At 40.9% G+C, this 22,409-nt stretch carries 30 protein-coding genes and 1 pseudogene; 6 read left to right on the forward strand and 25 right to left on the reverse strand.

The annotated features are described in order from the left end of the window. Window positions 1-178: 178 nt before the first annotated feature. Both cadX and P8P68_RS06635 read right to left on the reverse strand, forming a co-directional pair. Window positions 179-517: a Cd(II)/Zn(II)-sensing metalloregulatory transcriptional regulator CadX gene (gene cadX, locus P8P68_RS06630; protein WP_000711083.1), complete on the reverse strand. Its 339-nt coding sequence runs from the start codon at window positions 515-517 to the stop codon at window positions 179-181. A gap of 11 nt (window positions 518-528) precedes the next feature. Next, entirely contained in the window at window positions 529-1,143 is a 615-nt protein-coding gene (locus tag P8P68_RS06635; protein ID WP_000250556.1) for a CadD family cadmium resistance transporter, read from the reverse strand. A 28-nt stretch (window positions 1,144-1,171) separates the two neighbouring features. Here P8P68_RS06635 and P8P68_RS09490 point away from each other — a divergent pair, with 28 nt between their 5' ends. Continuing rightward, a complete protein-coding gene (locus tag P8P68_RS09490; protein WP_009013804.1) occupies window positions 1,172-1,357 on the forward strand; it encodes a hypothetical protein in 186 nt (61 codons plus the stop codon). Window positions 1,358-1,643: 286 nt separating this feature from the next. On the opposite strand, the gene P8P68_RS06640 is transcribed toward P8P68_RS09490, so the two are convergent. The 17 genes from P8P68_RS06640 to P8P68_RS06720 all read right to left on the reverse strand — a co-directional run bounded on the left by P8P68_RS06640 (window position 1,644) and on the right by P8P68_RS06720 (window position 15,589). Next, window positions 1,644-1,856, reverse strand: coding sequence for a hypothetical protein (locus tag P8P68_RS06640; protein ID WP_000710706.1), 213 nt, complete (start codon window positions 1,854-1,856; stop codon window positions 1,644-1,646). Between the two features lie 66 nt (window positions 1,857-1,922). Next, window positions 1,923-2,114, reverse strand: coding sequence for a hypothetical protein (locus P8P68_RS06645; RefSeq protein ID WP_000177340.1), 192 nt, complete (start codon window positions 2,112-2,114; stop codon window positions 1,923-1,925). Continuing rightward, a complete protein-coding gene (locus P8P68_RS06650; protein WP_000542381.1) occupies window positions 2,115-2,402 on the reverse strand; it encodes a hypothetical protein in 288 nt (95 codons plus the stop codon). A gap of 113 nt (window positions 2,403-2,515) precedes the next feature. After that, window positions 2,516-2,743 (reverse strand): hypothetical protein, encoded by a 228-nt coding sequence (locus P8P68_RS06655; RefSeq protein ID WP_009013763.1) that lies wholly within the window; start codon window positions 2,741-2,743, stop codon window positions 2,516-2,518. A 72-nt stretch (window positions 2,744-2,815) separates the two neighbouring features. Next, on the reverse strand, window positions 2,816-3,031 hold the full coding sequence (locus P8P68_RS06660; protein WP_000043341.1) for a hypothetical protein: 216 nt from the start codon (window positions 3,029-3,031) through the stop codon (window positions 2,816-2,818). Window positions 3,032-3,106: 75 nt separating this feature from the next. After that, window positions 3,107-3,289, reverse strand: a complete 183-nt coding sequence (locus tag P8P68_RS06665) for a hypothetical protein (protein ID WP_000780387.1) — start codon at window positions 3,287-3,289, stop codon at window positions 3,107-3,109. Window positions 3,290-3,906: 617 nt separating this feature from the next. Continuing rightward, complete coding sequence (gene rpsD / locus P8P68_RS06670) at window positions 3,907-4,518, reverse strand: 30S ribosomal protein S4 (protein WP_000092756.1); 612 nt, start codon at window positions 4,516-4,518, stop codon at window positions 3,907-3,909. A 201-nt stretch (window positions 4,519-4,719) separates the two neighbouring features. Continuing rightward, on the reverse strand, window positions 4,720-5,754 hold the full coding sequence (locus P8P68_RS06675; protein WP_125384923.1) for a HAMP domain-containing sensor histidine kinase: 1,035 nt from the start codon (window positions 5,752-5,754) through the stop codon (window positions 4,720-4,722). Next, window positions 5,751-6,449 (reverse strand): response regulator transcription factor, encoded by a 699-nt coding sequence (locus tag P8P68_RS06680; RefSeq protein WP_125384924.1) that lies wholly within the window; start codon window positions 6,447-6,449, stop codon window positions 5,751-5,753. Before P8P68_RS06680 ends, P8P68_RS06675 begins: the two co-directional genes overlap by 4 nt. A gap of 80 nt (window positions 6,450-6,529) precedes the next feature. Continuing rightward, the gene (locus tag P8P68_RS06685) at window positions 6,530-8,170 is read right to left on the reverse strand and encodes a fibronectin-binding SSURE repeat-containing protein (protein ID WP_278275788.1); all 1,641 of its coding nucleotides are present in this window, start codon (window positions 8,168-8,170) and stop codon (window positions 6,530-6,532) included. Between the two features lie 156 nt (window positions 8,171-8,326). Continuing rightward, window positions 8,327-8,992: a TrkA family potassium uptake protein gene (locus tag P8P68_RS06690; protein ID WP_278275789.1), complete on the reverse strand. Its 666-nt coding sequence runs from the start codon at window positions 8,990-8,992 to the stop codon at window positions 8,327-8,329. A gap of 13 nt (window positions 8,993-9,005) precedes the next feature. Continuing rightward, a complete protein-coding gene (locus P8P68_RS06695) occupies window positions 9,006-10,385 on the reverse strand; it encodes a potassium transporter TrkG (RefSeq protein ID WP_217971014.1) in 1,380 nt (459 codons plus the stop codon). A 33-nt stretch (window positions 10,386-10,418) separates the two neighbouring features. Further along, window positions 10,419-11,183: a nucleoside phosphorylase gene (locus tag P8P68_RS06700; RefSeq protein WP_101800290.1), complete on the reverse strand. Its 765-nt coding sequence runs from the start codon at window positions 11,181-11,183 to the stop codon at window positions 10,419-10,421. A gap of 283 nt (window positions 11,184-11,466) precedes the next feature. Continuing rightward, window positions 11,467-12,090 (reverse strand): TetR/AcrR family transcriptional regulator, encoded by a 624-nt coding sequence (locus P8P68_RS06705; RefSeq protein WP_033629180.1) that lies wholly within the window; start codon window positions 12,088-12,090, stop codon window positions 11,467-11,469. Window positions 12,091-12,129: 39 nt separating this feature from the next. Next, entirely contained in the window at window positions 12,130-13,212 is a 1,083-nt protein-coding gene (locus tag P8P68_RS06710) for an ABC transporter permease (protein WP_278275790.1), read from the reverse strand. 1 nt (window position 13,213) lies between these two features. Then, complete coding sequence (locus P8P68_RS06715) at window positions 13,214-13,930, reverse strand: ABC transporter ATP-binding protein (RefSeq protein ID WP_000854376.1); 717 nt, start codon at window positions 13,928-13,930, stop codon at window positions 13,214-13,216. Window positions 13,931-14,353: 423 nt separating this feature from the next. Beyond that, entirely contained in the window at window positions 14,354-15,589 is a 1,236-nt protein-coding gene (locus P8P68_RS06720; RefSeq protein ID WP_278275791.1) for a carbohydrate-binding domain-containing protein, read from the reverse strand. Window positions 15,590-15,789: 200 nt separating this feature from the next. Between P8P68_RS06720 and P8P68_RS06725 the strand changes: the two genes are divergently transcribed. Both P8P68_RS06725 and P8P68_RS06730 read left to right on the forward strand, forming a co-directional pair. Beyond that, the gene (locus tag P8P68_RS06725; RefSeq protein ID WP_278275792.1) at window positions 15,790-16,566 is read left to right on the forward strand and encodes a polyphosphate polymerase domain-containing protein; all 777 of its coding nucleotides are present in this window, start codon (window positions 15,790-15,792) and stop codon (window positions 16,564-16,566) included. After that, a complete protein-coding gene (locus tag P8P68_RS06730; RefSeq protein ID WP_247943098.1) occupies window positions 16,559-17,242 on the forward strand; it encodes a DUF4956 domain-containing protein in 684 nt (227 codons plus the stop codon). Before P8P68_RS06725 ends, P8P68_RS06730 begins: the two co-directional genes overlap by 8 nt. 39 nt (window positions 17,243-17,281) lie before the next feature. Here P8P68_RS06730 and P8P68_RS06735 read toward each other — a convergent pair whose 3' ends face one another. Then, window positions 17,282-17,845 carry a sugar O-acetyltransferase gene (locus P8P68_RS06735; RefSeq protein WP_278275793.1) on the reverse strand — a complete coding sequence of 188 codons (564 nt, stop codon included), beginning with the start codon at window positions 17,843-17,845 and terminating at the stop codon, window positions 17,282-17,284. Window positions 17,846-18,021: 176 nt separating this feature from the next. On the opposite strand from P8P68_RS06735, the gene P8P68_RS06740 reads away from it, so the two are divergent. The 3 genes and pseudogenes from P8P68_RS06740 to P8P68_RS06745 all read left to right on the forward strand — a co-directional run bounded on the left by P8P68_RS06740 (window position 18,022) and on the right by P8P68_RS06745 (window position 18,976). Continuing rightward, entirely contained in the window at window positions 18,022-18,330 is a 309-nt protein-coding gene (locus tag P8P68_RS06740; RefSeq protein WP_000468875.1) for a rhodanese-like domain-containing protein, read from the forward strand. A gap of 9 nt (window positions 18,331-18,339) precedes the next feature. Continuing rightward, a pseudogene (locus tag P8P68_RS09495) lies at window positions 18,340-18,705 on the forward strand (rhodanese-like domain-containing protein); the annotation flags it as partial. Continuing rightward, window positions 18,680-18,976, forward strand: a complete 297-nt coding sequence (locus P8P68_RS06745) for a rhodanese-like domain-containing protein (protein ID WP_278275794.1) — start codon at window positions 18,680-18,682, stop codon at window positions 18,974-18,976. The pseudogene P8P68_RS09495 and the gene P8P68_RS06745, both read left to right, overlap by 26 nt. A gap of 221 nt (window positions 18,977-19,197) precedes the next feature. On the opposite strand, the gene P8P68_RS06750 is transcribed toward P8P68_RS06745, so the two are convergent. From P8P68_RS06750 to P8P68_RS06770, 5 genes are all read right to left on the reverse strand, one after another. Further along, a complete protein-coding gene (locus P8P68_RS06750; RefSeq protein WP_002880547.1) occupies window positions 19,198-19,455 on the reverse strand; it encodes a metal-sensitive transcriptional regulator in 258 nt (85 codons plus the stop codon). 199 nt (window positions 19,456-19,654) lie between these two features. Further along, window positions 19,655-20,212, reverse strand: coding sequence for a DUF3592 domain-containing protein (locus P8P68_RS06755; protein WP_278275795.1), 558 nt, complete (start codon window positions 20,210-20,212; stop codon window positions 19,655-19,657). Between the two features lie 75 nt (window positions 20,213-20,287). Then, the gene (locus tag P8P68_RS06760; RefSeq protein WP_278275796.1) at window positions 20,288-20,950 is read right to left on the reverse strand and encodes a hypothetical protein; all 663 of its coding nucleotides are present in this window, start codon (window positions 20,948-20,950) and stop codon (window positions 20,288-20,290) included. A gap of 2 nt (window positions 20,951-20,952) precedes the next feature. Continuing rightward, window positions 20,953-21,624, reverse strand: a complete 672-nt coding sequence (locus tag P8P68_RS06765) for a hypothetical protein (RefSeq protein ID WP_001226099.1) — start codon at window positions 21,622-21,624, stop codon at window positions 20,953-20,955. A gap of 115 nt (window positions 21,625-21,739) precedes the next feature. Beyond that, window positions 21,740-22,408 (reverse strand): hypothetical protein, encoded by a 669-nt coding sequence (locus P8P68_RS06770; protein WP_278275797.1) that lies wholly within the window; start codon window positions 22,406-22,408, stop codon window positions 21,740-21,742. Window position 22,409 lies beyond the last annotated feature (1 nt).

The raw sequence follows: 22,409 nt of genomic DNA on the forward strand, positions 1-22,409 counted from the left end.
CAGATTTCTCCCTTTTAAACTTGGCTAACTTGACCTGCATTACCTAGGTCGCTTTGCTTTAAATTATACTTTTTTCTTAAAGATTTGCTACGAGTAGTCTTTCATGTGAGTAATTTTTATCAAAAAATTTCATAGATAAGTCCTATATATAATCATGATAAAGTAGTAAAAATAGTTGTTATCCTAGTTGATTAAAAAAGTCTTTGATTTCCTCATCTTTTATAAAATAATATATAATTTTCCCCTCTCTTCTAGTATCCAAGATGTTTTGATTGGCTAGTTTACGAAGATGGTGGGAGGCAGATGCCATACTGAGATTTAGTAAACAGGCTATATCACAGACACAGAGTTCTTCAACAGCAAGGAGATAAAAGATGATATTTATCTGTTTATTATCGGTAAACTTTGATAAAATACGAAGTGATTTTTGGACTTTTTCCTTTTCAAGGTAGTTCGTTGCGGTTGTAACATTTTGCTGATTTATAATATTCACTTGGCAGATACTATCTTTTTTCATAATTTTTTCTCCTAGCCGAACACAGTCCTTAGCATGTTAAAGCTGTTGTTTTCAATCAGGATATACATCCCCAGTCCTAAATAAACAACGGCAATAAACCATCTGCTATATTTTTCCAAAGTTTCTCCAACAGAAGGGACTTGTGCCAATTTTTGGGCAGAAAAAACCAAGAGATAAATCATGACTAGAAAGGTAAGTAAAGCCACTATCAAATTCGCTAAATTTAAGGTAATAAAATATGGGACAAAAACACCAATATTGTCAGCACCACAACTTGCAAAAGTAATCATAGCGACTAGAAAAATCAGGTTTTTATTATCTTTGCGCAAACCATCTTTTGCAATAGCTTCTCCATCAGAATCTCCTAAAAGCAAAACTTTGAGTCCTAGGAAAATTGGAATCAAACCGAGCAAACCTAAAATCTCTTTACTAGGAATATAATTTAAGACAAATGCAAAAAGTAAACTTAGCAATATTAGACTAACAGAGCCTAGAAATTGTCCTAAATAGATGTTAATGATGTCTTTTCTGCTTTTTCTTTTGGCAAAAAATAACATTAGGATAATAAGTAAGTCTACGGCTGTCCCAGAATACAGGATTATTGAAGTAACAACATTTTGAACCATAAAGCACCTCATTCAAATATATTTTTGAATGTATTTTAACATTAAACTTTGTAGATGTCAACTTCAGCTCCATCAAAATATAGATAAGAAGGTAGTGTCCCAAACATTAAAAAGCCCTGCCATCGAAATGATAGCAGGGCTTAACTTCAATATCCAGATGATATATTTATCTAAAAAAGGTAGAGTAAAAGGTAGAGTTTTTATTGATTTGTAGTGCGATATAATGAGTTTCCAAAAATCAAAAATCGCTTAAAATCAATATTTTGACATCTATTGACGTGTACTGAAACCCTTACTTAACCTCTGTAAGGATATAATTACGGTACCAGTATATCATAAATAATAACAAAATCTTGACTTTCCGAAAAATAAGTATTTTCCGGAAAAATATCGAAATTAAATCAAAACTAAAAATATCTCATACATTTGAACTGCACCCCAAAAGTTAGACAGAAAAAATCTAACTTTTGGGGTGCAGTTCATCAAAGGTGCTTTTCATTTTAAAAAACTTGTGGAAAAACTTCATCCCATATATCTACTAAGCTTTTCCCGTCAAATACTTTAGCTTCCATAGCTTCATCAATTGTATCAAACTGCTGACCTTCATAATCATAACCAACTACACATATACTCGATAAAAAGCAAGCACCTCGGCTATTATAATTAAATTCAAGATCTTTGTCTAAATATTTTTTAATTTCATCCTTTTTCATATAGGACCATCCCAACTAAAACAATCTCAACAAACAAGATTTTTTCCTTAGATTCTATTCCCACTACTAGCTTTCTATGATGCTGACGATTTCATCTTCAAAATATTCATAAAGAGTTCCATCAACATCTACCAGCAAGGAGTCAATCTCCTCGTCATTGTCAGAGGCGTCACAATAGTCTTCTACAAATCCTCTAACTACCGCGCCATTTTTTAACGTGATAATTACATCTGTACGGTTAAATTTCCAGAGTGTCATTTAAATATTCCTTTCAATATTGGCTAATTGCTTTGCTTTTTCGTAGTAAGGTGTTAAGAAATCGATAAAACCTTGTTTGTCGCTTGGATCATGTTCCTCTAAAAATATCATCAACTCAAAGTCATTGAGAGCGTCAAACATTTCAGAGTTTTCATTATCCCAAGCCTCGGAAAATTCCGCATCTTCTCCAAAAAGAGCGTTAAACGTAAAGGAAAAATCCCAAAAATTATCAATCTGACCACTGACTGTTTGCTGGAGCATGTCTAATACTTGTTGACTATAACCCATTACCCTTCCCCTCCTAATAAGAACGTTGTAGCATATTGAGCTACGTTCCAAAAATTTAACAGACAAAATCTAATTTTTGGGGTGCAGTTCATTCATCAAAGATGATTTTTATTTTAATAATACTGCACTTCAATTCCATCCATAATTTCTACTAAAGTGTTATCGTCAATTTTTAGAGAAATCAGATCAATGAATGATGATACCTGGTATTCCTTATCTCCAATCACCACTACAATATCATGAACAGAATTAGGAAAAATCCCACATACTTGACCATTATAATCAAAAGAGGCATCCCAACCATTGTCATATAACTCTTGTAAATCATCTAATATTGCCATATAAACTAAATCCTTTTCCATAGTGTTTTCTTTCAAATAAGGCAGGTAAAAGCACCTAGATTGTTCTAAGTCCTATGAGATTGTTTTAATCGAGACAATCTCACTCTCAAAGAGAGAAATTTCAGTAGCTTCATCTGGACTAGGATTAGCAATGAGAATAGTGATTTCATCTTGCTCATCATTGTCCATTTCGTCAACAAAGTCTATGACACGTCCCTTGATTATCTTATCGCAATTAGTGACTATCTGAACCCTTGATCGAAGATACTTCCAAAGCTGTTTACTCATTTATTTTCCTCTCTGCTATTTTTTCGATAGTTCTTATACTTTTTATAGTTAGTCGATAAAATCGCCTAGGTTGAACTAAGCACTAATAATTTTGATTTTCTTGATAATATCTTCAGGATATGAGCGATCACCTATAACTATTTCGTCAGGACCATCTAAATCATAACCGTCAAACCAATCAACCACCCTACCCTTGATGGAGGTCCCATCTTCTAAAATAAGGCGAACATTTTTATCAACATATTCCCATAATTTCATTAAGTTCCTTCTCTCTAACATCGGAACAATATGACCCAATATTAGTTATTTACTAATGGCTTTTAGTTCCTGTTAAAAGCATTATAGCACACCTTACTTGCTAAAGTACAACAAGCACCCCATTAGACTAACCTGCTACTTTGCTTTCTTGTAAAAATGTTGTATACTTAAGTAAATAAAGGAAGTAATCTTGTTCCCCCCTGTCTACTATGTGGTCGGAATGATGGTTACTTCTTTTTTCCCCCTTACTATCTCAATAGCCTTGTATTTAAAAGTTTTTTAGGCTATAATTAAATTAACGAATAGAGGTTTTCCATCTCCCCTTGAAACAGATCTTTCTGCGGTAGGAGGTGGGACGCCTCTATTTGTTTTTTAAGTCAAAATGATGTAAAATTAATTCAAGAAAGAAGTGTGGTTTTCCCGCCTAAAAGCTCTATAGCTGTGGGAGGGTCACGCTTCTTTTTACCTCTCAAAAGAGAACGCAAAAAAAGCCGTCTCATTCTTTGAAGCAGCAATGAAATCAATCTAGCAAATATCTAAGCAAACCCAGAAATCAACCTTTTAAGACAAAGCAAAAAGCCCACTGTTGTAGGCTTTCTGTAAGATATTTCTTAAAATTAAAGCATCTTGTTGTAGAATTCAACGACAAGTGCTTCGTTGATTTCTGGGTTGATTTCGTCGCGTTCTGGCAAGCGAGTCAATGAACCTTCCAATTTTTCAGCATCGAATGATACGAATGCTGGACGTCCAAGAGTAGCTTCTACTGCTTCAAGGATTGCTGGAACTTTCAATGATTTTTCACGAACTGAGATTACTTGACCTGGAGTTACACGGTATGATGGGATATCAACGCGTTTTCCGTCAACAAGGATGTGACCGTGGTTTACGAATTGACGAGCTTGACGACGAGTAGTCGCAAGACCAAGACGGTAAACAACGTTATCCAAACGACGTTCCAAAAGAAGCATGAAGTTGAAACCTAGGATTCCGCCTTTGATTTTTGTAGCTTGTACGAACAAGTTACGGAATTGTTTTTCACCTACACCGTAAGTGAAACGAAGTTTTTGTTTTTCAGCCAATTGCAAACCGTATTCTGACAATTTAGAACGGTTGTTTGGTCCGTGTTGTCCTGGTACGTAGTTACGACGTGCCAATTCTTTACCTGTACCTGTAAGTGAAAGGCCAAGGCGACGAGCTTGTTTCCAAGATGGTCCTGTATAACGTGACATATGTATGTCCTCCTGATATAAATAATATTTGGCGGAAATAGTCACTTAGAAAGCCCTGATTCGTGCAGATGCCCTTCGCCTAAACAGCCAAGGTTACTTGTCATAAGACACCTGTTGACGAGCTTCATGCTTTCCTGCTGCTATTTCACACAAAGGCTATTATACCATGAAAAGCTAGATATGTAAAGGGATTTTACGGTTTTATTTCAAATTGAGACAGAATGTAAACTTGCTTCCTAAGCCATATTGACTTTCTGCTGTGATTTCGCCACCAAGCTGATGAGCTAGTTCTCGTGCAATCGCAAGACCTAAGCCATGTCCACCTGTCTTCATATTGCGCGAAGTTTCTACACGATAAAGTCGTTTAAAAATCTTTTCCAAATCTTCAGGAAGGATCCCCTGACCCTCGTCTTTCACACTGATTGTCAGCTCTTGTTCTGTTAATTGGGCAAGAACCTCGATTCTGGTTCCTGGTTCTGAATATTTAAAGGCATTGTTTAACAAATTGACTAGAATGCGAGAAAGTTTGTCAGAATGGCTCTTGATTTTCGCTGACTCAGGTGATACTTGAATGTAAACATCCCGCTCCTCTTGTTCAATCTGGAGTTGGAATTCACTCATTGACTCAATCAGCAGCTGGTCTAAAAAGACCTCTTCGACTTCTTCAGTATCAGTGTCTTGAGGTTGTGTATTGAGAGTCAAAACATCCAATTCCTCCACTAGCTTGTTTAGACGCTCAGTTTGCCGACCAATCGTGGCTAAGTAGTGGAGCCGCTCCTCTTCCTTAATCACCCCATCTAGAATTCCCTCCACAGTAACCTGAATAGAGGTAATGGGAGTTTTAATATCGTGAGAGAGCTGCGCAATCATCATTCTCTTTTCTTGCTCGCTCTCATCAAGTGATTGAAAGGTGGCTTGCAAATTGTGGGACATGTCATTAAAAGCCTGACCCAGCTCTTGAAATTCTAATGGTCCTTTGGTTTCGATTTCTGTGCTGAAATCCTTGCTTGCTATATCCTGAGCTTGTTTTTTCAAATGTTTCAGAGAAGAAAAAACAGGCGACAGAAGAAAGATACTCACTGCAGCGCCAATGAAACTAGCAATCAAGGTCATTCCAACTAGAAAGTAAACTTCACTTTTCTCGATCAACATTCGTTGGACTGCCCAGAAAACGACCAAAATCGTTAGTAGAGTCGACACTAGATACCCCACTAGAATATAGTTTTTTAATTTCATTTTCTACCTCTTGGTTTTTCCATCTTATAGCCCAAACCCCAGACAGTTTTGATAGCAGGAGCATTTGAATTTGTATACTTAGTCAACTCTTGCCTCAAAGCATGAATATGAACATTGAGTGTATTGGTATCATCCACATAGTCCTCTTGCCATACCTTCTCGTAAAGTTCCGTCTTTGAAAAGACTCTCTCAGGATTGCTGGCCAATATCCATAGAAGTTCAAAGGATTTTACTGTCAATTCCAAAGGTTGCTCCCCAATGCGAACTTCATGAGTCACATGGTTGATTACCAAGTCACCAAACTCGATCTGTTCTGTCTCTCCTCCACGGCTAAGGCGACGCAAGATATTATTCACTCTTAAAACCAATTCGCGTGGGCTAAAGGGTTTGACTATAAAATCATCTGCCCCCAAACTTAATCCATAAATCTTATCCTGTTCGCTTGTCTTAGCAGTTGTAAAGAGGAAGGGTTGATCCGGAGCGATATACTGAACTTCACTAATAAAATCATACCCATCCATATTGGGCATCATGATATCTGTGATAATAAGGTCGATAGATTTTTTTCTGAAAAGCTCTAACCCCTCCTTACCATCATGGGCGACCAAAACGTCGTAACCTGCCTGTATAAGATAGCGGTTTTGAATATCTAGGATATCTATCTCATCATCAACCAGCAAAATTGTCTTTTTCATCTGACACTCCTTCGATAAAAACAGTGTTATACTTGCTTTAGTATAACACTATTTTCTCTAATGTTTAAGTGATTTGAATCTTAATCTTCTCGTTTAGTTGTCAAACCTAAAAGTCCAACAAGACCTGCCAAGGCTAGACCAAAGATACCAAGGCCAGCTGTAGCTGTTTTAGCTTCCCCAGTATTTGGTAGCATCGCTTTATCATCTTTTTTCATCATATTAGCCATTGGGCTAGAAGCTGGTTGATCGACCTTCATATCTGACATATGGTGATTTGTACCCATCATACCCTCAGTCGTACCTGTAGAGCCTGTTTCAGAAGGTTTCGTATTCATCTGACCTTGTTGAGATGGTATTGTCGCCATTTCTTTTCCACGAAGCTGAATCGTTACTTGACGAGTAGCAATCAGATTGGTCAAATCAGGTTTGCCATCTTTAGCACCATAGACTTTAACAGTAGCTAGGTATGTATGTGTTCCGTTAGCTCGAAGTTGCTCAAGCAAGGCCTGACCATCTTTGCCAACCGTATTGCCATTCAAATCCACTTCGTAGAAATATTGGCCTTTAGCCAAGCCTTCAAGCGGCAATAGAGCAGGATTTTTAGCCGTTCCGTTGTCTGACCATGGGGCTTTGTCTGAAGCTTTTAACAAGAGGCGAGTCAACATGCCATCTCCACCAAAAGCTTCGTATGGAATAACTTGATTGACACCGGCCAAGAATGGACCTGGAACATTTGCTTTTTCAAGGTAGCTAGCTGGAACATCAATGCTATTTTTGATGTTATTAGCAACAGAGTCTTTAACCTGATTTGGTGTGGTCAAACCATTCAAATTAACAGTCAAATCTTTAGTCGCTACCAGATTAGTTAAGTCAGGCTTGCCGTCTTTTGCACCGTACACCTTGATAGTAGCTTTATAGCTTTGCGTACCATTTTGTTTCAAGAGGTCAAGCAAGTCTTTGTCAGATTTTCCTTGGGTGCCTGCCAAGTCTACTTCGTAGAAGTAAAGACCTTTGCCCAATTTCTCTACTGGTGGGAGAGCTGGATTTTTAGCCGTTCCGTTGTCTGACCATGGGGCTTTGTCTGATGCTTTCAAAATCAGGCGAGTCAACATGCCATCGCCACCAAAAGCTTCGTATGGAATGACTTGGTTAACACCGGCTGTAAATGGTCCTGGGAAATTGGCTTTGTCAAGGTAGCTAGCTGGGACGTCTACTGTATCTTTGGTGTTGTCAGCCACACCTTTTTGCACTTCAGCTGGAGTGGTCGCTGGTTGTGCTTCACTGGCTTCACGGTCTTGTCCAGAAACTGTAGACTCAGAACTTTCCACAGGTTTAACTGCATCTTCTGTTTGTTTCTTAGAGTCAGATTGTGCTTGCACTTCTTCTTTTGGTGCTGCTACTAGCTCTTTAGCAGTTTCGTCCGCTTTTTCTGAAGAGCTTGTCGTATCCACACTTGCTTTAGGTGTTGGAATAGACTGTTCTGAAGGAAGAGCTACATCGACTGCTTTTTTGAGAACCTCTGCTGGTAAGTCGCTCTTTTCACTCACCGAAGCAGCGCCTGGTACGACTTGGGCAGGAGTCGGATTGACGACATCAGCACGCGCAGAACTTGGTTGACCAACTAGGACAAAGAAGCCACTGGCCACAACAACTGAAGCAACACCGACACTGAGACGGCGAATAGACCAACGAGTATATCTCTGATTTGGATTAAATTTCATAGGATTCTCCTTAGAGCTTTCTTTTTTTTGATGACTCTAGTATAATCTCCTAAAATTAAAAAGGATTAAGAAAAAGTTAAAATTTTTCTTAAATCCCTCTTATAAAATACTTATATTGACTCGTTAATTATTGGAAAAGAGAGTACCCTTCCTCTCTTACTCACTCAGTTCAGCTAGGGTGTCCAAATGTTGGTTATTAATGACTGCCATGATATAGGAATCTGCCTGCAAGAGGTCATTGGGTCCGAATTGGACATCCAGAGGAGCATTTTCGTAGGAACGAAAACCAAGTACATTGAGGTTGTATCGCCCACGTAAATCCAACTGACTGAGGCTTTTACCTACCCATGATTGGGGGATTTTCATCTCGACAATCGAAACATTCTTGTCCAGCTGAAAGACATCCACGCTGTTATGAAAGAGGATGGTCTGTGCTAATGAGCGCCCCATTTCAAACTCTGGCGAGATGACTGCGTCCGCACCAATTTTTTCTAGAACCTTTTTAGCTGTATGACTTTTTACCTTGGCAATGACGGTCGGCACTCCTAGACTCTTGCAGTGCATAACCGCTAGAACACTGGACTCCAGATTTTCCCCTGTTGCGACAACTACGGTATCACAGGTGTCAATCCCCGCTGATAGAAGGAGTTCTTCATCCGTGATATCTCCAACTACTCCACGCGCCAGCACAGGTTCAAATTGATTAATGCGCTCCTCGTGGTCATCAATAGCAATGATATTCATGTCATGCTTGGCTAGGGCAGCCAAAACACTGCTCCCAAAAATTCCCAAGCCTAAAATTCCAATTGTCCGATCTGACATCGTTCTTCCTTTCTTATCCGATAGTGATATCTGCTTTCATATAGTGAATCGTATCTTTCTTGTCTGGCTGGTATTCCGCTACACTGACCAGTAGTGTCAAGGGACCAATACGGCCGATAAACATCAGCAACATCACGATGCTGAGAGCTAACTTGCCTAGCTCCGGCGTTAAATTTGCCGTCACCCCAACTGTCGCAAGGGCTGAAATGGTCTCAAACATGAGGTAAATAAAACGCGGATTTCCCTCTGCTGTTATCCCTAGTAAGATCAAGCCCAGCAAGAAGGTCAGCAAGAAGATAATAAAGACACTGAAAGATTTTTGCACGGTTCGGGGTTCAATGGTCCTCCGAGCTACATTGGCATGGGGCAAGCCCAACAATTCGCTACGAGCAAAGACCAACAAGACAAAGAAGGTCGTAATCTTGAGCCCCCCTGCTGTCCCTCCAGGTGCCCCTCCCAGAAACATCTGCAAGATGTATATCAGTAAGGTAACTGGTCGAGCCTGGGTGTAGTCAATGGAAGCAAATCCTGCCGTTCTCATGCTGACGGTCTGGAAGAAACTAACCAGTAGTTTCTCTGGAGCGCTGAGATTTCCAATCGTCCCAGGATTGTTCCACTCAATTAAGAGAGTCGATACGGTTCCAAAGAGTAAAATTCCTACCGTTAAAAAGAGAACTAACTTGGTATGGAAACGCAGGTGGCGTTTTTTCTTTTTTCCAAACTGGGTCGCTAAATCAAACCAGACCATAAATCCTAGCCCACCCGTGATAATCAAACCTGCAATGACTAGATTGATCAAGGGGTCCGTTTGAAAGGCTAGCAAACTCGTACTTCCAAAATTATCAAATCCAGCATTACAGAAAGCTGAAATGGCCAAAAAGATAGAGGTTAAAATCCCTCGCCCCCAGCCAAACTCAGGAATAAAGCGGAAACTCAAGAGAAAGGCACCAATCCCTTCCACCAGAAAAGTCGTCAGAAAGATCGAGCGGATAAAGTCCTTTAGAGACTGAGTTTCCCCATAACTGAAACTTTCTTGAATGGTCTCACGACCACGAAGACTGAGCTTTTGCTTGCCTTGGATATAAAAGATTCCGATAAAGGTCATGAGCCCCAAACCACCGATCTGGATCAAGATCATGCAGATCAACTGGCCCCAGATATTGTAAGTAGAGGCCACCGGCTGGGTGAAGAGCCCTGTCACACAGACCATGGACACAGTTGTAAAGAGATGGTCAAAGTAGGTCGCTTGTGACGTTCCTGCTTGCACAAAGGGGAGACTTAAAAGAAGCGAACCTAAGAAGATCACTAGGGCAAAACTTAAAAAGATGCGACGGGCTGGCGACAAGCGTCCCAGTATCGTCTTGATTTTTTCCAAAAAAGATTTGAATAACATAACTACATTCTACCATAAAAACAGTCAGAACACTCACATGTGGTGCACAATGGCAAGACAGAGTTCGAGTGCCTTATCAAAAGCTTCTGAGCCCCAGTCGCGACTGTCGTAGTTCTCTAAATCTGCTAAGGAATCTGCGGTAAAGAGCAATTCCCCCCAGACAACCCCACGTAGTTGGGCTACTGCCGCAAGAGCCGAGCACTCCATCTCCACAACTGCACAGCCTTCTTCCTTGCGATAGGCAACCTTTTCAGCTGTCTCTCGATAAAAACCATCTGTCGTCCAGGTCATGACCTCCTCGTAAGGAATGCCTCTTTGTTCCAAGACTTGCTCAATGGCAGAGATAGCCTCAAGCTGCATCTCCATATAACGAGAAGGCGCTGCATAGTGGTAGCTGGTCCCCTCATCTCGCAGAGCGCGAACAGGGACGAGAAAGGCATTTTCCTCTATATCGGCTAGGACTCCACAAGTACCAGTGGAAATGATTTGCTCCACACCATAGCCAATCAACCAATCCATAAACTGGGCCGCTGGGGCAGAGCCCACGGGCGCCTGGGCTAGACAGATCTCCTCGTCCTTGTAGTTGATGACATATACTGGATAGGTTTTGGTGGCAGAAACGAACTCACCAACACAGTCCGCCCCTACTTCCTGAGCATAGCGGTCAATCTCCTCCTCCAAAAATGCATAGATACACTTCTTTGGCAACTTCAAGTCTAACCCCTCATGTGTTGGCATAAGGACCGCTTGGGGGTTATCATCAAACTCTAAAATGGGAATCGCATGCTTCTGAATCATCGCCCACCTCCTCTAATTTTGTACTATTGTATCAAAAACTGACGGAGTGTCAAGGAGTTGTCTTTAGCAAGCCAGAAATCTCCTCTTCCATACACCTGAGAAATCGTTGCACCGCTGGAGAAGTCGGTTTCTGTTTTGGCAAAGTGATTGAGGACTATCACCAAAATACCAAATTCAATAATAAAAAAGCACAAATCTGCATCAGGTAATGTATACCCTTTTATATTATCTTGTACAAGAAGCCAAACCAATAGAATCTAGCCTCTATTTGTCTAGGCCTACTCTATTTCCACAAACCACCTAAAATCTGTTTTTCTAATAAGTCTAGATCTTCTTCCTTTATTTCTCCGTTGTCACTAACGATATAAAGCTGAGCGAAGTAAGCCAACAACGGGCCAACACAAATACGAACCATTTGAGGACTCGTTAACTCTGGATTTACACGTGGATCTGCTAGCAATTCCTTATGAAGTACTCGCAGTTTATCTTGAATAGCATTCCAGATAAAAATCTGTTCATTTTTTAGTTTTTTATTTGAAAAACTCTCCTGCAGAATGATTTTCATCAAAGCACGATTTTTTTTGAGATAGCTCATACGATCATGGACGAGATAACGAACCCTCTCTTCTGTCGTTTCAAAAGCTAAGAGTTCCTCAAAAAAACTACCGAAAATGCCTGGGACTACAGGATGTAAAATAGCCGTCAGTAAATCATCCTTCGTCTTAAAATACTTAAACAAAGTTGCCTGGCTTAGTCCAGCACGCTCAGCTATGTGAAGAGTTGAGGTCCCATGGTAACTCCTGGTTGATATGAGATCCACTGCTGCCTGCATGATTTTTTTCTTTCCTTGAGGGTAATTCGCTTCTTCTAAGTAATCTTCAAACGATTCAAAAACAGTCTTATCCATCTAATCTTCACACCTTTTTAGCATTATTTATGTTTATTTCTAAACTTTACGATAACGACGCAATCCAACAATATTGAGAATTGTTAAAATGATCAAGAAAATCATTAAAACACCAAGATTTGACAAAATATCACCAAGATTGTGCCCGTAAAGAATAATCTGGCTTATTGCATCACCAGAATAGGTTAATGGCAAAAATTTCCCCACAGTTGGAGCCCATTCTCCCATGGATGACAATGGAATAATTCCTGAGAAAAAAAGTTGGGGCATAATCACGAGAGGAATAAATTGCATCATTTGGAATTCTGATTTTGCTAGAGTAGACAAGAGAATTCCAAAAGCTAGTGCTACAAGAGCCAGTACCACATTAACTATTATAACATTTAAAATACTTCCTACAACTTCTACATCTAGTAGCCAAATTGCTGCTAAAACGACAACTGCCGTTTGAAAAATCGCAATAATACCGTAAGACAACATATAGCCATAGACAATTTCAGATCGTTTCACTGGTGTTGCTAACAAACGTTCTAGTGTTCCACTGGTGCGCTCTTTCAAAAGCGCCATACCTGAAATCAAAAAGACAAAGAAGAAAACTACAAAACCTATCAAAACCGGAATCATACTGGTAAAGAAGCTTGTATTTTCATCTCCATACTGGTAAGACTCCTTGATTTCTGGTGTTTTTGCGTCCGAGTCCAATTGTGGAAAAGCTTGTTTAACACGAGATACTAACTGATCGGTGCCTTCACTGGCGATACTCGTTCGTAACACTTGTCGTATCATAGAGGTTTTGGAGGCGTCTGTGTTTGCGTAGTCGACCTGGTACTCACCGTTTTTATAAGAAATCACAGCATCGACTTTTTCATTTGCTAGCGCTTCTTTGGCTTGATCTAAGTCTTGATAAGTCTCGACGTCCACATGATCGAGCTCATCCATTTTCGTTACCAAACCAGTTGGTAGATCCTGTGTTGCCAACTTGACATTCACGGTTGTACTAGCTGAAAACATGAGGTTCATCAACCACATGATAAAAACAGGTGCTATAAACATCAGGGCTAGAGTTCGTTTGTCACGAAGTAATTCTTTGATGACCTTTTTTGCAATCGCTATTGTTCTCATTTTACTCACCTTCTGCTTTTAAAAATACTTCTTCAATACTTGAAACTTGATAACTTTCTTTTAAGTGTTGCGGTGTATCAAAAGCAATGATTTTTCCGCCTAATAATAAGCCGACCTTATCCGTCAACTCTGCTTCATCCATAACATGGGTAGTAACTAATATCCCAACCCCATTGTCTCTAAGCGCGAATAATTCTTTCCAGATTTTCTTTCGAAGAGAAGGGTCGATTCCAACTGTCGGTTCGTCCAAAATCAAGAGTTGAGGATTTCCTAAAAGCGCGATAGCCAGTGACAAACGCCGTTTCATTCCTCCAGAATAACCAGATACCGCCTTGTTTAAGTAGTCTGTCAGATCTACTACTTGAGCTATATAAGCAATTTCCGCCTTCAGGTCTTTTTTAGAAAGCCCCTTTAGCTGACCAAAAAATTCCAGATTTTCTTGGCCTGACAAGGTCTCGTATAAAGCATCTGATTGGGCCATATAGCCAATATCTCCTAAAATATAGCGATTGGGCATAGTGTGATTTAACACTAAAGCTACGCCTCCATCAGCCTTTTCCATTCCTAACGTAGTCTTAATCATAGTTGATTTACCAGCACCAGACGGACCAATTAAGCCTATAATTTCTCCTGGCTGCAATTCAAAGCTGACATGATTCAGAACTATTTGATGGTCAAAAGATTTTACTAAATCTTGTAAATGTAGTAATGTTTTCATTTACTTCCTCCTTGGTGAGTGATTACTCACTTGCTAAATATAAACCTATTGTAGTGAGTAATCACTCACTTGTCAAGAGAAAGAGTTAAATTCTTTAAAAAAATAAAACACCAGATTCGTATCTGATGTTTATAATGCACATGTCTTATTTCTAAAAATGTTTTTGAACTTCCTCTCTATACTCCGAAATGGTCTTTCCTGCCCACTTTTTAAAGGCCTATTCTTCCTCTACTTTTCTCAGCCAATCCAACCATCGTCATTGCTATCGCAACTCTAATAACCTTAGCAATGGAAATCCATTTCACGCATTTTTATATAACCCGAACCAAGAAGTTCTCAAGTCCTGATTGGAAGTTATTTTAGCTACAATCCATCTCTCAAGCACAAAAACTCTCCCTTCTCTTTCGAGAAAGGAGATTCTTTTTATCCTTGTCCGCCAGGGGCTGGACCTTCGCCTTGAGGGCCTCCATTTGGTCCTCCGCCACCAGGCATAGAGTTGACAATTTCCGTTTGTTTTTCACCGTTGAGATAGATATCTCCACCTGTGTAGGTCGCAGTTCCATCAAAGTCAAAACCTGTTTGACCAGTCATTTTAATGCTTCCACCTGTGACTGTGATATTGCCGTTCGAGTCGATTGGATCTGTATCTCCTTGACCGACTTCTACTGTCAGGTTCCCACCGTTCATGGTGAAGAAGATTTCACTCTGTTGGGCGTTTTTATTAGCTGCGTTGACTCCATCATCTGTCGAATAGATGCTAATGTCCCCACCGTTGATAGTGATTGACTTACCTTCAAGTCCTTCTGCCGAATTCTTGACGGTGTAGGTACCACTATCGATAACCAGGTCTCCAGAAGCGTGGATGCCATCATCTCCTGCTGTGACGGTGATGTTGTTGTTGGATAGGTACATGGTTCCGACTGAAGTATCCTCGTCATTGTCCACCTTTACGCCATCTTCCTTGGCATCGATAGTCATGGTCGTACCAGTGATGTTGAGTTCATCATTGACATTAAAGGCATCGCCAACTGCTGTGATGTTATAGATTCCACCCGTGATGTGGAGAGTGTCATTGGCCTTGATACCATTGTTCTTCTTGCCATCTACATTGAGAGTTCCTTTCCCGTTAATGGTCAAATCCACCTTAGAAAAGAGAGCTGCGTCAGCCTTTTCATCGCTGTTAGAGCTTGAGTCAGAGAGACTGTTGGTAGTTCCCTCTGCTAGAGTCAAGTAGACATGACCAGCTGATGTCGCAGATATCGCTGCATTGGTATTGGTCATGGTCGCACCTTTTAGGACTAGATGAACATCTGCAGACTTATCTGCCTCGATCTTGATCTGCACTCCGTCAGACTGACCTGAAATCACATAGGTCCCAGATTTTGTGATGGTCACGGTTGATTCAGAGACTGTCACCCCATCTCCAGAGACGTTTGCTGATGAGCCAGATAACTCAATCTTAGAAGCTGTACTTTCATCATAAGAGGTATCATTGTCCTTCTCTGTAAAATAGGATGATTGGTTTGTCTTTGTTGCAGTCGTTGTTGCACTATTTGTCGTTGCATTGGTATTGGATGTAGTTGTTGACTGGGAACATGCTGCCATCAGCACCATTGCCGTTAAACTCGTTGCGAGTAGGGTCCATTTTTTTGATTTCATACTTTTTCCTCTCCTTCGTATGATATAGCTTGACAGTCTACAGAAGATTCCTGAAACAAAACTAAAACTTTTCTGAAAGTTTCCTTAAATTCAGTTTCAGTTAAGTTTCGCTTAATAAAACTTTTAGAAATGTCCTCTAGACTTGTTCCAAGCAAGTTTACCTTGTTTAATCTATGATTTATCTAAAGGAGAAATTGCTTATGAAACCCCTAGAAACAAGCTTTGAACGGATCGAAACCAAGTATATGGTTTCTAAAACAGACTTACAGGATTTAATAGAAGATTTGAAAGACTACCTCGTCGAGGACGACTATCCGACTTCGACCATTTCCAATATCTACTTTGACACAGAAGATTTTCAGCTCATCCAAGACTCCTTGCAGGATCAGCAAAAGAAGGAAAAAATCCGTATGCGGACCTATCTCGCACGGCCAAGCGCTGACAGCCCCGTCTTTCTAGAAATCAAGTCCAAAGACGAAGCCGGTATCGGTCACAAGCACCGCGTCCTATCCCAGTCAGATACCATCACCCAACTCATCACCAAGGGTTGGGGAGGAGACCTGATCAAAGATAGCTTTCTGGTAGCAGAGGTGCAAAAGCTACGCCAACGCTACAGCGAGGCTCTCAAACCGCGTATCTATATCTCTTATGACCGTTTTTCACTAAAAGAAAAAAAGAAAATACCAGGATTCCCCTACCAGAAAATTCGTGTCACTCTTGACCAAAACCTGACCTATCGAGATGAAAATGTCAGCCTATTTGTAGACAAGGAAGGCCTGCCTCTCTTAGAAGACGACCTGATCATCATGGAAATCAAAGCGCCTGGTGACAAACCGCAATGGCTACAGGATATCCTTGATAAATATGGTCTGGTAGAGCAAAGATTCTCAAAATACTCCTGCGCCTACCATAAATCACAAGGACTGGCCTATGCCCCACAACCCATCGGAGAAAGTGTAGGTAACGCTTATGTCTAACCTTTTTAACTCTATTTTCAACGACGCAACCGCCACTGCTGACCCCCTCCAACTCCTGCTCGCCCTCGTCGTCAGCCTTTTTCTAGGACTAGCACTCAGCTGGGCCTACAAGCAACGGACTCTTTACACACGGGAATTTGTCATCAGTTTGACCCTTTTACCTTGTTTAATGACGCTGGTCATCTTCCTCGTCAATGGCAGTCTCGGAACGTCGATTGCAGTGGCAGGGACCTTCAGTCTCATTCGTTTCCGTTCTGCCACGAGTGGCTCTCGAGAGCTAATCGCTATCTTTCTAGCCATGATTATCGGTCTGGCGGCAGGGACAGGCTACCTTCTCTTAGCAGTTCTCTTCACGGTCTTTATCCTAGGCATTTGGCTCCTTTTGGAAAAACAACAGAGCAAGAGCAATCACCAACGTCGTAGACTCTTAACCATCACACTTCCCAATAAAGAAGACCGCCTGGATACTATCCAGGTCGCGCTGGATCAATTTTGTACCGAGTCTGACCTTATTTCAGTAGATACCAGCAATGCTGGTGAATCCTTGCAAACCGTCTACGAAGTCGATCTCCATCCTCAAGTAGACGACTTCCAACTGACAAGCTACCTGACAAGCAAGATTTCTCAGTGCGATGTTTCCTTGACCAAGAAAGCCAAAAAGAAGAAAAATCTATAAGACTAAAGCTCATAAAAAGAACAGCCCAAGCTGTTCTTTTTAGTTTTCTTTTACTGGTATTTCCTTGATAACACGCGCAGGATTGCCAGCTAGGACAACATTGTCTCCAAAGGACTTGGTAATCACGGCCCCTGCTCCAGCGACGACGTTATTGCCCAGTGTCACTCCAGGAAGGACAATGACGCCACCACCAGCCCAGAAATTGTCTCCGATGGTGATGGGCTTGCCGTATTCGACCCCTGAATTGCGTTCATCCGGATCCAGTGGATGGAGTGGGGTTAAAAACTGACAGTTGGGACCAATCATGGCGTTGTTCCCGATGCGAATCGGACAAACATCCAGCATGGTCAAGTTCCAATTAGAATAAAAATTTTCCCCTAGATGGATATTGACTCCATAATCGACCACCAAGCGTGGATTGACATAGAGATTTTCCCCGGTTGAACCAAACCAGGTCTTGATAATATCCGCTCCCTTCAAGGGATCTTCTTCTCGGTTAAAGGCAGACTGTTTTTGGCGAGAAGCCTGCGCCAAGGTCTGTAATTCAGGATCCGACGGACGGTAAGGCTCCCCTGCTATCATTTTCTGGTATTCACTGGTCATCTTATCACCTCATACTTACTTTGGACCCATCATATCAAAAAGCCTTTGAAAGGTCAAAAATAGCCTGCTTTCTAGACTCTCGAAACCATTCCCCATCCCAACTCAAAACAACTTACTTGACAAAAGCTTGACTTCATGGTTTAATATACCCCGTAAGGGTATATTTGGAGGTGCCTATGTTTCACTTATTATTTACAAAAATTGACAGTATTTCGACCAGCGAGTTAGAAGCTAAACTCAGAGAACCGATTCAGCTACTGGATGTTCGGACGCCTACGGAATTCCATAGAGGTCATATCAAAAATGCCAAGAATGTCCCTCTATCCGAAATCGGATCTTATACACCAGCGACAAAAGAAACACTTTATGTCATTTGTCATTCTGGTGTGCGAAGCAAACTAGCTGCGAAAAAGCTTAAGAAAAAAGGCTATGATGTCATAAATGTCCGAGGCGGTATGAGCGCTTGGACAGGTAAGGTCATCTAGAAGCATAAAATAATTGGCTGCGCAGCCTTGAACCTTATCGAAGGTCTAAGCGACAATATCCAATGGTGTCCGCTCGGAGACAATCTGAATAAGGGCAAAAAATTCCTAGATGTACGGATAAGTGGCGAATTTCAGGTGGGCGACCCAAAGTCGATACCATCCATAACCCCTAAATGAACTAGGGGAGAGCTTGGATGAGCCGGACAAGAACCAAACCTACATCCTTAGCTGCCACAGTGTTTTGCGCAGCTATATCACAGAGCGTAGCCTCGAGCGGTAGGATTTACCGTCCAAAACCTTGACGACGCTTATTCACTATATAAAATGGCTAATCCAGAAGGAGTCGAATATGGAAACGAGTATCAGCATGGCTGACTTTTATGAAAAATACCTAAATGAAAATCTAAACCTTATCGATGTACGTGAAGTGCACGAATTCCAAGCAGGACATGCACCAGGTGCCAAAAATCTGCCTTTAAGTACCTTGGAGCAAGGTTACAAAGAACTCAAACCTGACCAGGAATATCATGTCATCTGTCAAGGTGGAGTCCGTTCCGCATCTGCTTGTGAATTTCTAAGCGCCCAAGGCATCACCGTTATCAATGTAGAAGGTGGTATGAATGCTTGGCCCGGTCAAGTAGAATAAGCAAAAAACCGACTAAGGAACTTAATCGGTTTTTTCATTTCTGCAACCCACTGATATAGGGCTCGTAACCCGTCGCTTCTATAAAACGAAGCAAATTGATGGTATCTAAAAAGAGGTTTTCTCATTGGTATTGGGGGAACTCATCCATTTGTCCGACATGATTTTTTGTCGAAACAAACTTAAATACCTTTGTCTGCATTGTTTATCAATAGCAAATTAGTTTATTTCCGTTTAATCAGGTATCGGATGGCCTTTTCTAGGCGTTCCTTTTGAGCCTCGGGGTCGTCTAGTGGTTGGTTGATGCAGTCAGTGAGATTTTCAGTAATGATCATCTCAATCACGCGCTCAACGCTAGATTTCACTGCTGTCAACTGCGTAACAATATCTGCGCAGTCACGATCTTCTTCAATCATCTTTTGAATCCCACGCAACTGGCCCTCTGAACGTTTCAGGCGTGTGATATACTTTGAGTTTGTCATTAATTTATCCTTGGTCACTTTTTCTTCATTATATCTCGAATAAGGGGCTTTGTCAAAATTCACTTCCTGTCTGTATTTGTAGGAGGCAACCTCTCCTCTGTATCAGATAGAAAAGATTGATAAGCATGGAAATGGAAAAGAAACTCTGTCCTCCTTGAAGCTCGATGGGAAGTCACGTTTCCTTTCAACCAACTGACCTTTATGCGTATATCTTGGACAAATTGGACAAAAAGGCTAGGATCACTATCCCATAGACTATAACTAGAGCCAGCCCAAATCCGATACCAAACCACTTGTAAAACTTGTCCATTCCGCTGTAACGTTCGACATAGGCCCTGGTCGGCTTGTCTGGATCATACCAGACTGTCAGCTCCGAATGAAGGGGGAAATGGGTCTGCATCAAGCGTTTGAAGGAAACAAAGGAGTTGCTGTAGCGAGTGATCGAAGGGGCCAGCATATCTTCTCTTGTATAGTCCTTTAAAAATTTAGTAGTCCCCCACGGAATTGTGACCGTTTTGAACATAAAATACTGCAAGGTTTTCTTATAAGCAATCCCATCCACCGTGTATTCGACGATAGGTGGATACCCCTCACGAAAACGGCTATAGCCGATAACCGTTCCCTGTACGGATGACTTGGCAAGGCGGACCAACTTCTGATCCCGAAGATAGAGGAAAAGAAAGGTCCCACACACAAATACAAAAGATAGGAAGATGACGATTGTCCCAACTATCAAACCAATCACTTCTTTATTCATATGAACTCCTCCTGTTATTTAATACGGTAAAATCCCAAAACGAACTCGTCCAGAAGGACATTGAAGCTCTCGAGTCTACTCTTCGGATTTTTCTTTTGACTGTTTTTCTCTCAAATCTTTTACAGATTTCGATATGATATCTCTCACCTGTTCGTCAGTAAGTCCTGGAATCTGGTAATAAGGATTATTGGACTCACTTTTTGACGGTTTTGTTCCTGAACTTTCGGTTTTAGAACTTTGTTCAGTCGAAGACGAGGATTTCGACTCTGAGGAACTGGATTCTTTGATCATAGAGGAACTGGACGACTCAGACTCAGAAGGCTTGGACGTTTCAGGCGTTTTAGAATCAACCTTAGGCGGCTTGTTTACTTGGTCGTTCGGCTGTTTCACAGGTTTATAGAATAGCCCAAAAGACAGCAGCAAGGCCATCAAGATCCCAATGCCAGCCAAGGTTCTTTTATTGGCTTCAGCCGAGGGAACCTTTACTCCCTTTGTACTGAGTATTTTCCATTCTGGATGCTCTTTTTCTATGGCTTTTTTCTGTCTCCTAAGAGGACCAAGTAGAAAATGATTAAAAGGCACAATCGTTACCATAGCCACCGTTATAAGCGGGACATAATTGGAATGACTTGATACCAGTAGAACATCGAGTATAGCGAGAAGAATGAAGAGGAAACGCCCCACAAACTTACGAACTTGATGCTCTTTTTTGATCTGCAAATATCTCTCTTGTGACATTATCATCCTCTCTTTTCTATTTCTTCATTAAATATCACTTTCCCCTGTTCATATTTTCGCACAGCTAAGAACCAGCGGATAGGGTTGTTTTGGAATAAGAAAAGGTACAACAAGGCAGGAAAGAGACCTGCTAAAGGCGAGAAAAAGATTTGTATATCAAATGCCTCTTGCTTATTGAATGAGTCAATAGTGCCCGGAATTGCAGCAGCAAATATTACTATAGTAGTCATAAAAACTAGTAGCATGACAATCATAAAAGCCAACATTTTCGCAAACGTCGCTTTTTTCTCACTAAAATTTTCCCAGAACAAATTTGAATAAACTGCTTCTTTAAACTCTTTCTTTGTTGCTCCTTGGACTCGTTTCACTCCTTTATATAAGGCGACTTCCATCATCCATATAAATCCAAATAGGATAAAGGAAAGACAAAGAATAAAAATAGGAACCATCCCACTATTATAACGAAGGCCTGAGAAAATTGGTATTGCAACAAATCCTCCGAGTAAACCTAACAAAGAGAATATAGCAATTAAAGGAGCAATCCCCCTATTCGATCTCCTAGCTCCTTCTGTATTTAAGAGGGCACTCTTATCGGCTACGAGAGCCTCTTTTGTTCGCGTGTTATAGTAAACGGCCTTATCACCGCTCTGTCCTATAAAAATTATTTTTCTCATATAAAATCACCACGGTTTCCACCAATCACTATAATCAGAAACTTCAATTTTATCATAGGTTGTTGATAAAACATCACCAACCACTGTTAATGGTAATAGCGTTTCTCTCGTGTTTCTAGTTCTTCTTCTCCCCAAATATCACTTTCCCCTGCTTGTATTTTCGTACAGCTAAGAGCCAGCGGATTGGATTGTTTTGGAATAAGAGCAGTACGACACTAATTGGGACGATTGTTGCTCCGATGGGTACCATGAACATGGACGGTTCAAACCATTCATGCTCATAGTAAGGAATGAAGGTCCCAGGTATGGCAAAGAACACAACAATAACAAAAACGAATAGAAGAACGAGGATAACAAATAGATACAAGATGATTTTATCGACTGTTGGTTCCTTATCTGGTGACTTCCTCCAAAATTTACTACTTTCAACTGCTTCTTTAAACTGCTCTTCACTTGCTGGGACAAGCGACTTAGCCCCACTGTAAAAAAGTTTTTCAAATCCATAAATACTTCCGATAAAAACGAAAAGGATAGCGGCTAGATGGATAGGTGCCATCCACTCACTCAATCTAAAGGGTGCTATCAAGGAACGAATCCAAATGCTGATGATAGCAACTAGCAAGAAAATAAAGAAGACAACCCAAGGCCACTTGGATTTCTTTGAACTGATGGCACCGTCGGTTTCTGACGAGGCGCTAGATTCTGCCGCTAAAGCCTCTCTCGTCTTTGTGTTATAGTAGACGGATTGCTGGCATCCTTGGCCTATATAAATGATTTTTCTCATC

Origin of the sequence: Streptococcus sp. D7B5, from assembly GCF_029691405.1 — a bacterium.
Taxonomy (GTDB): Bacteria; Bacillota; Bacilli; order Lactobacillales; family Streptococcaceae; genus Streptococcus.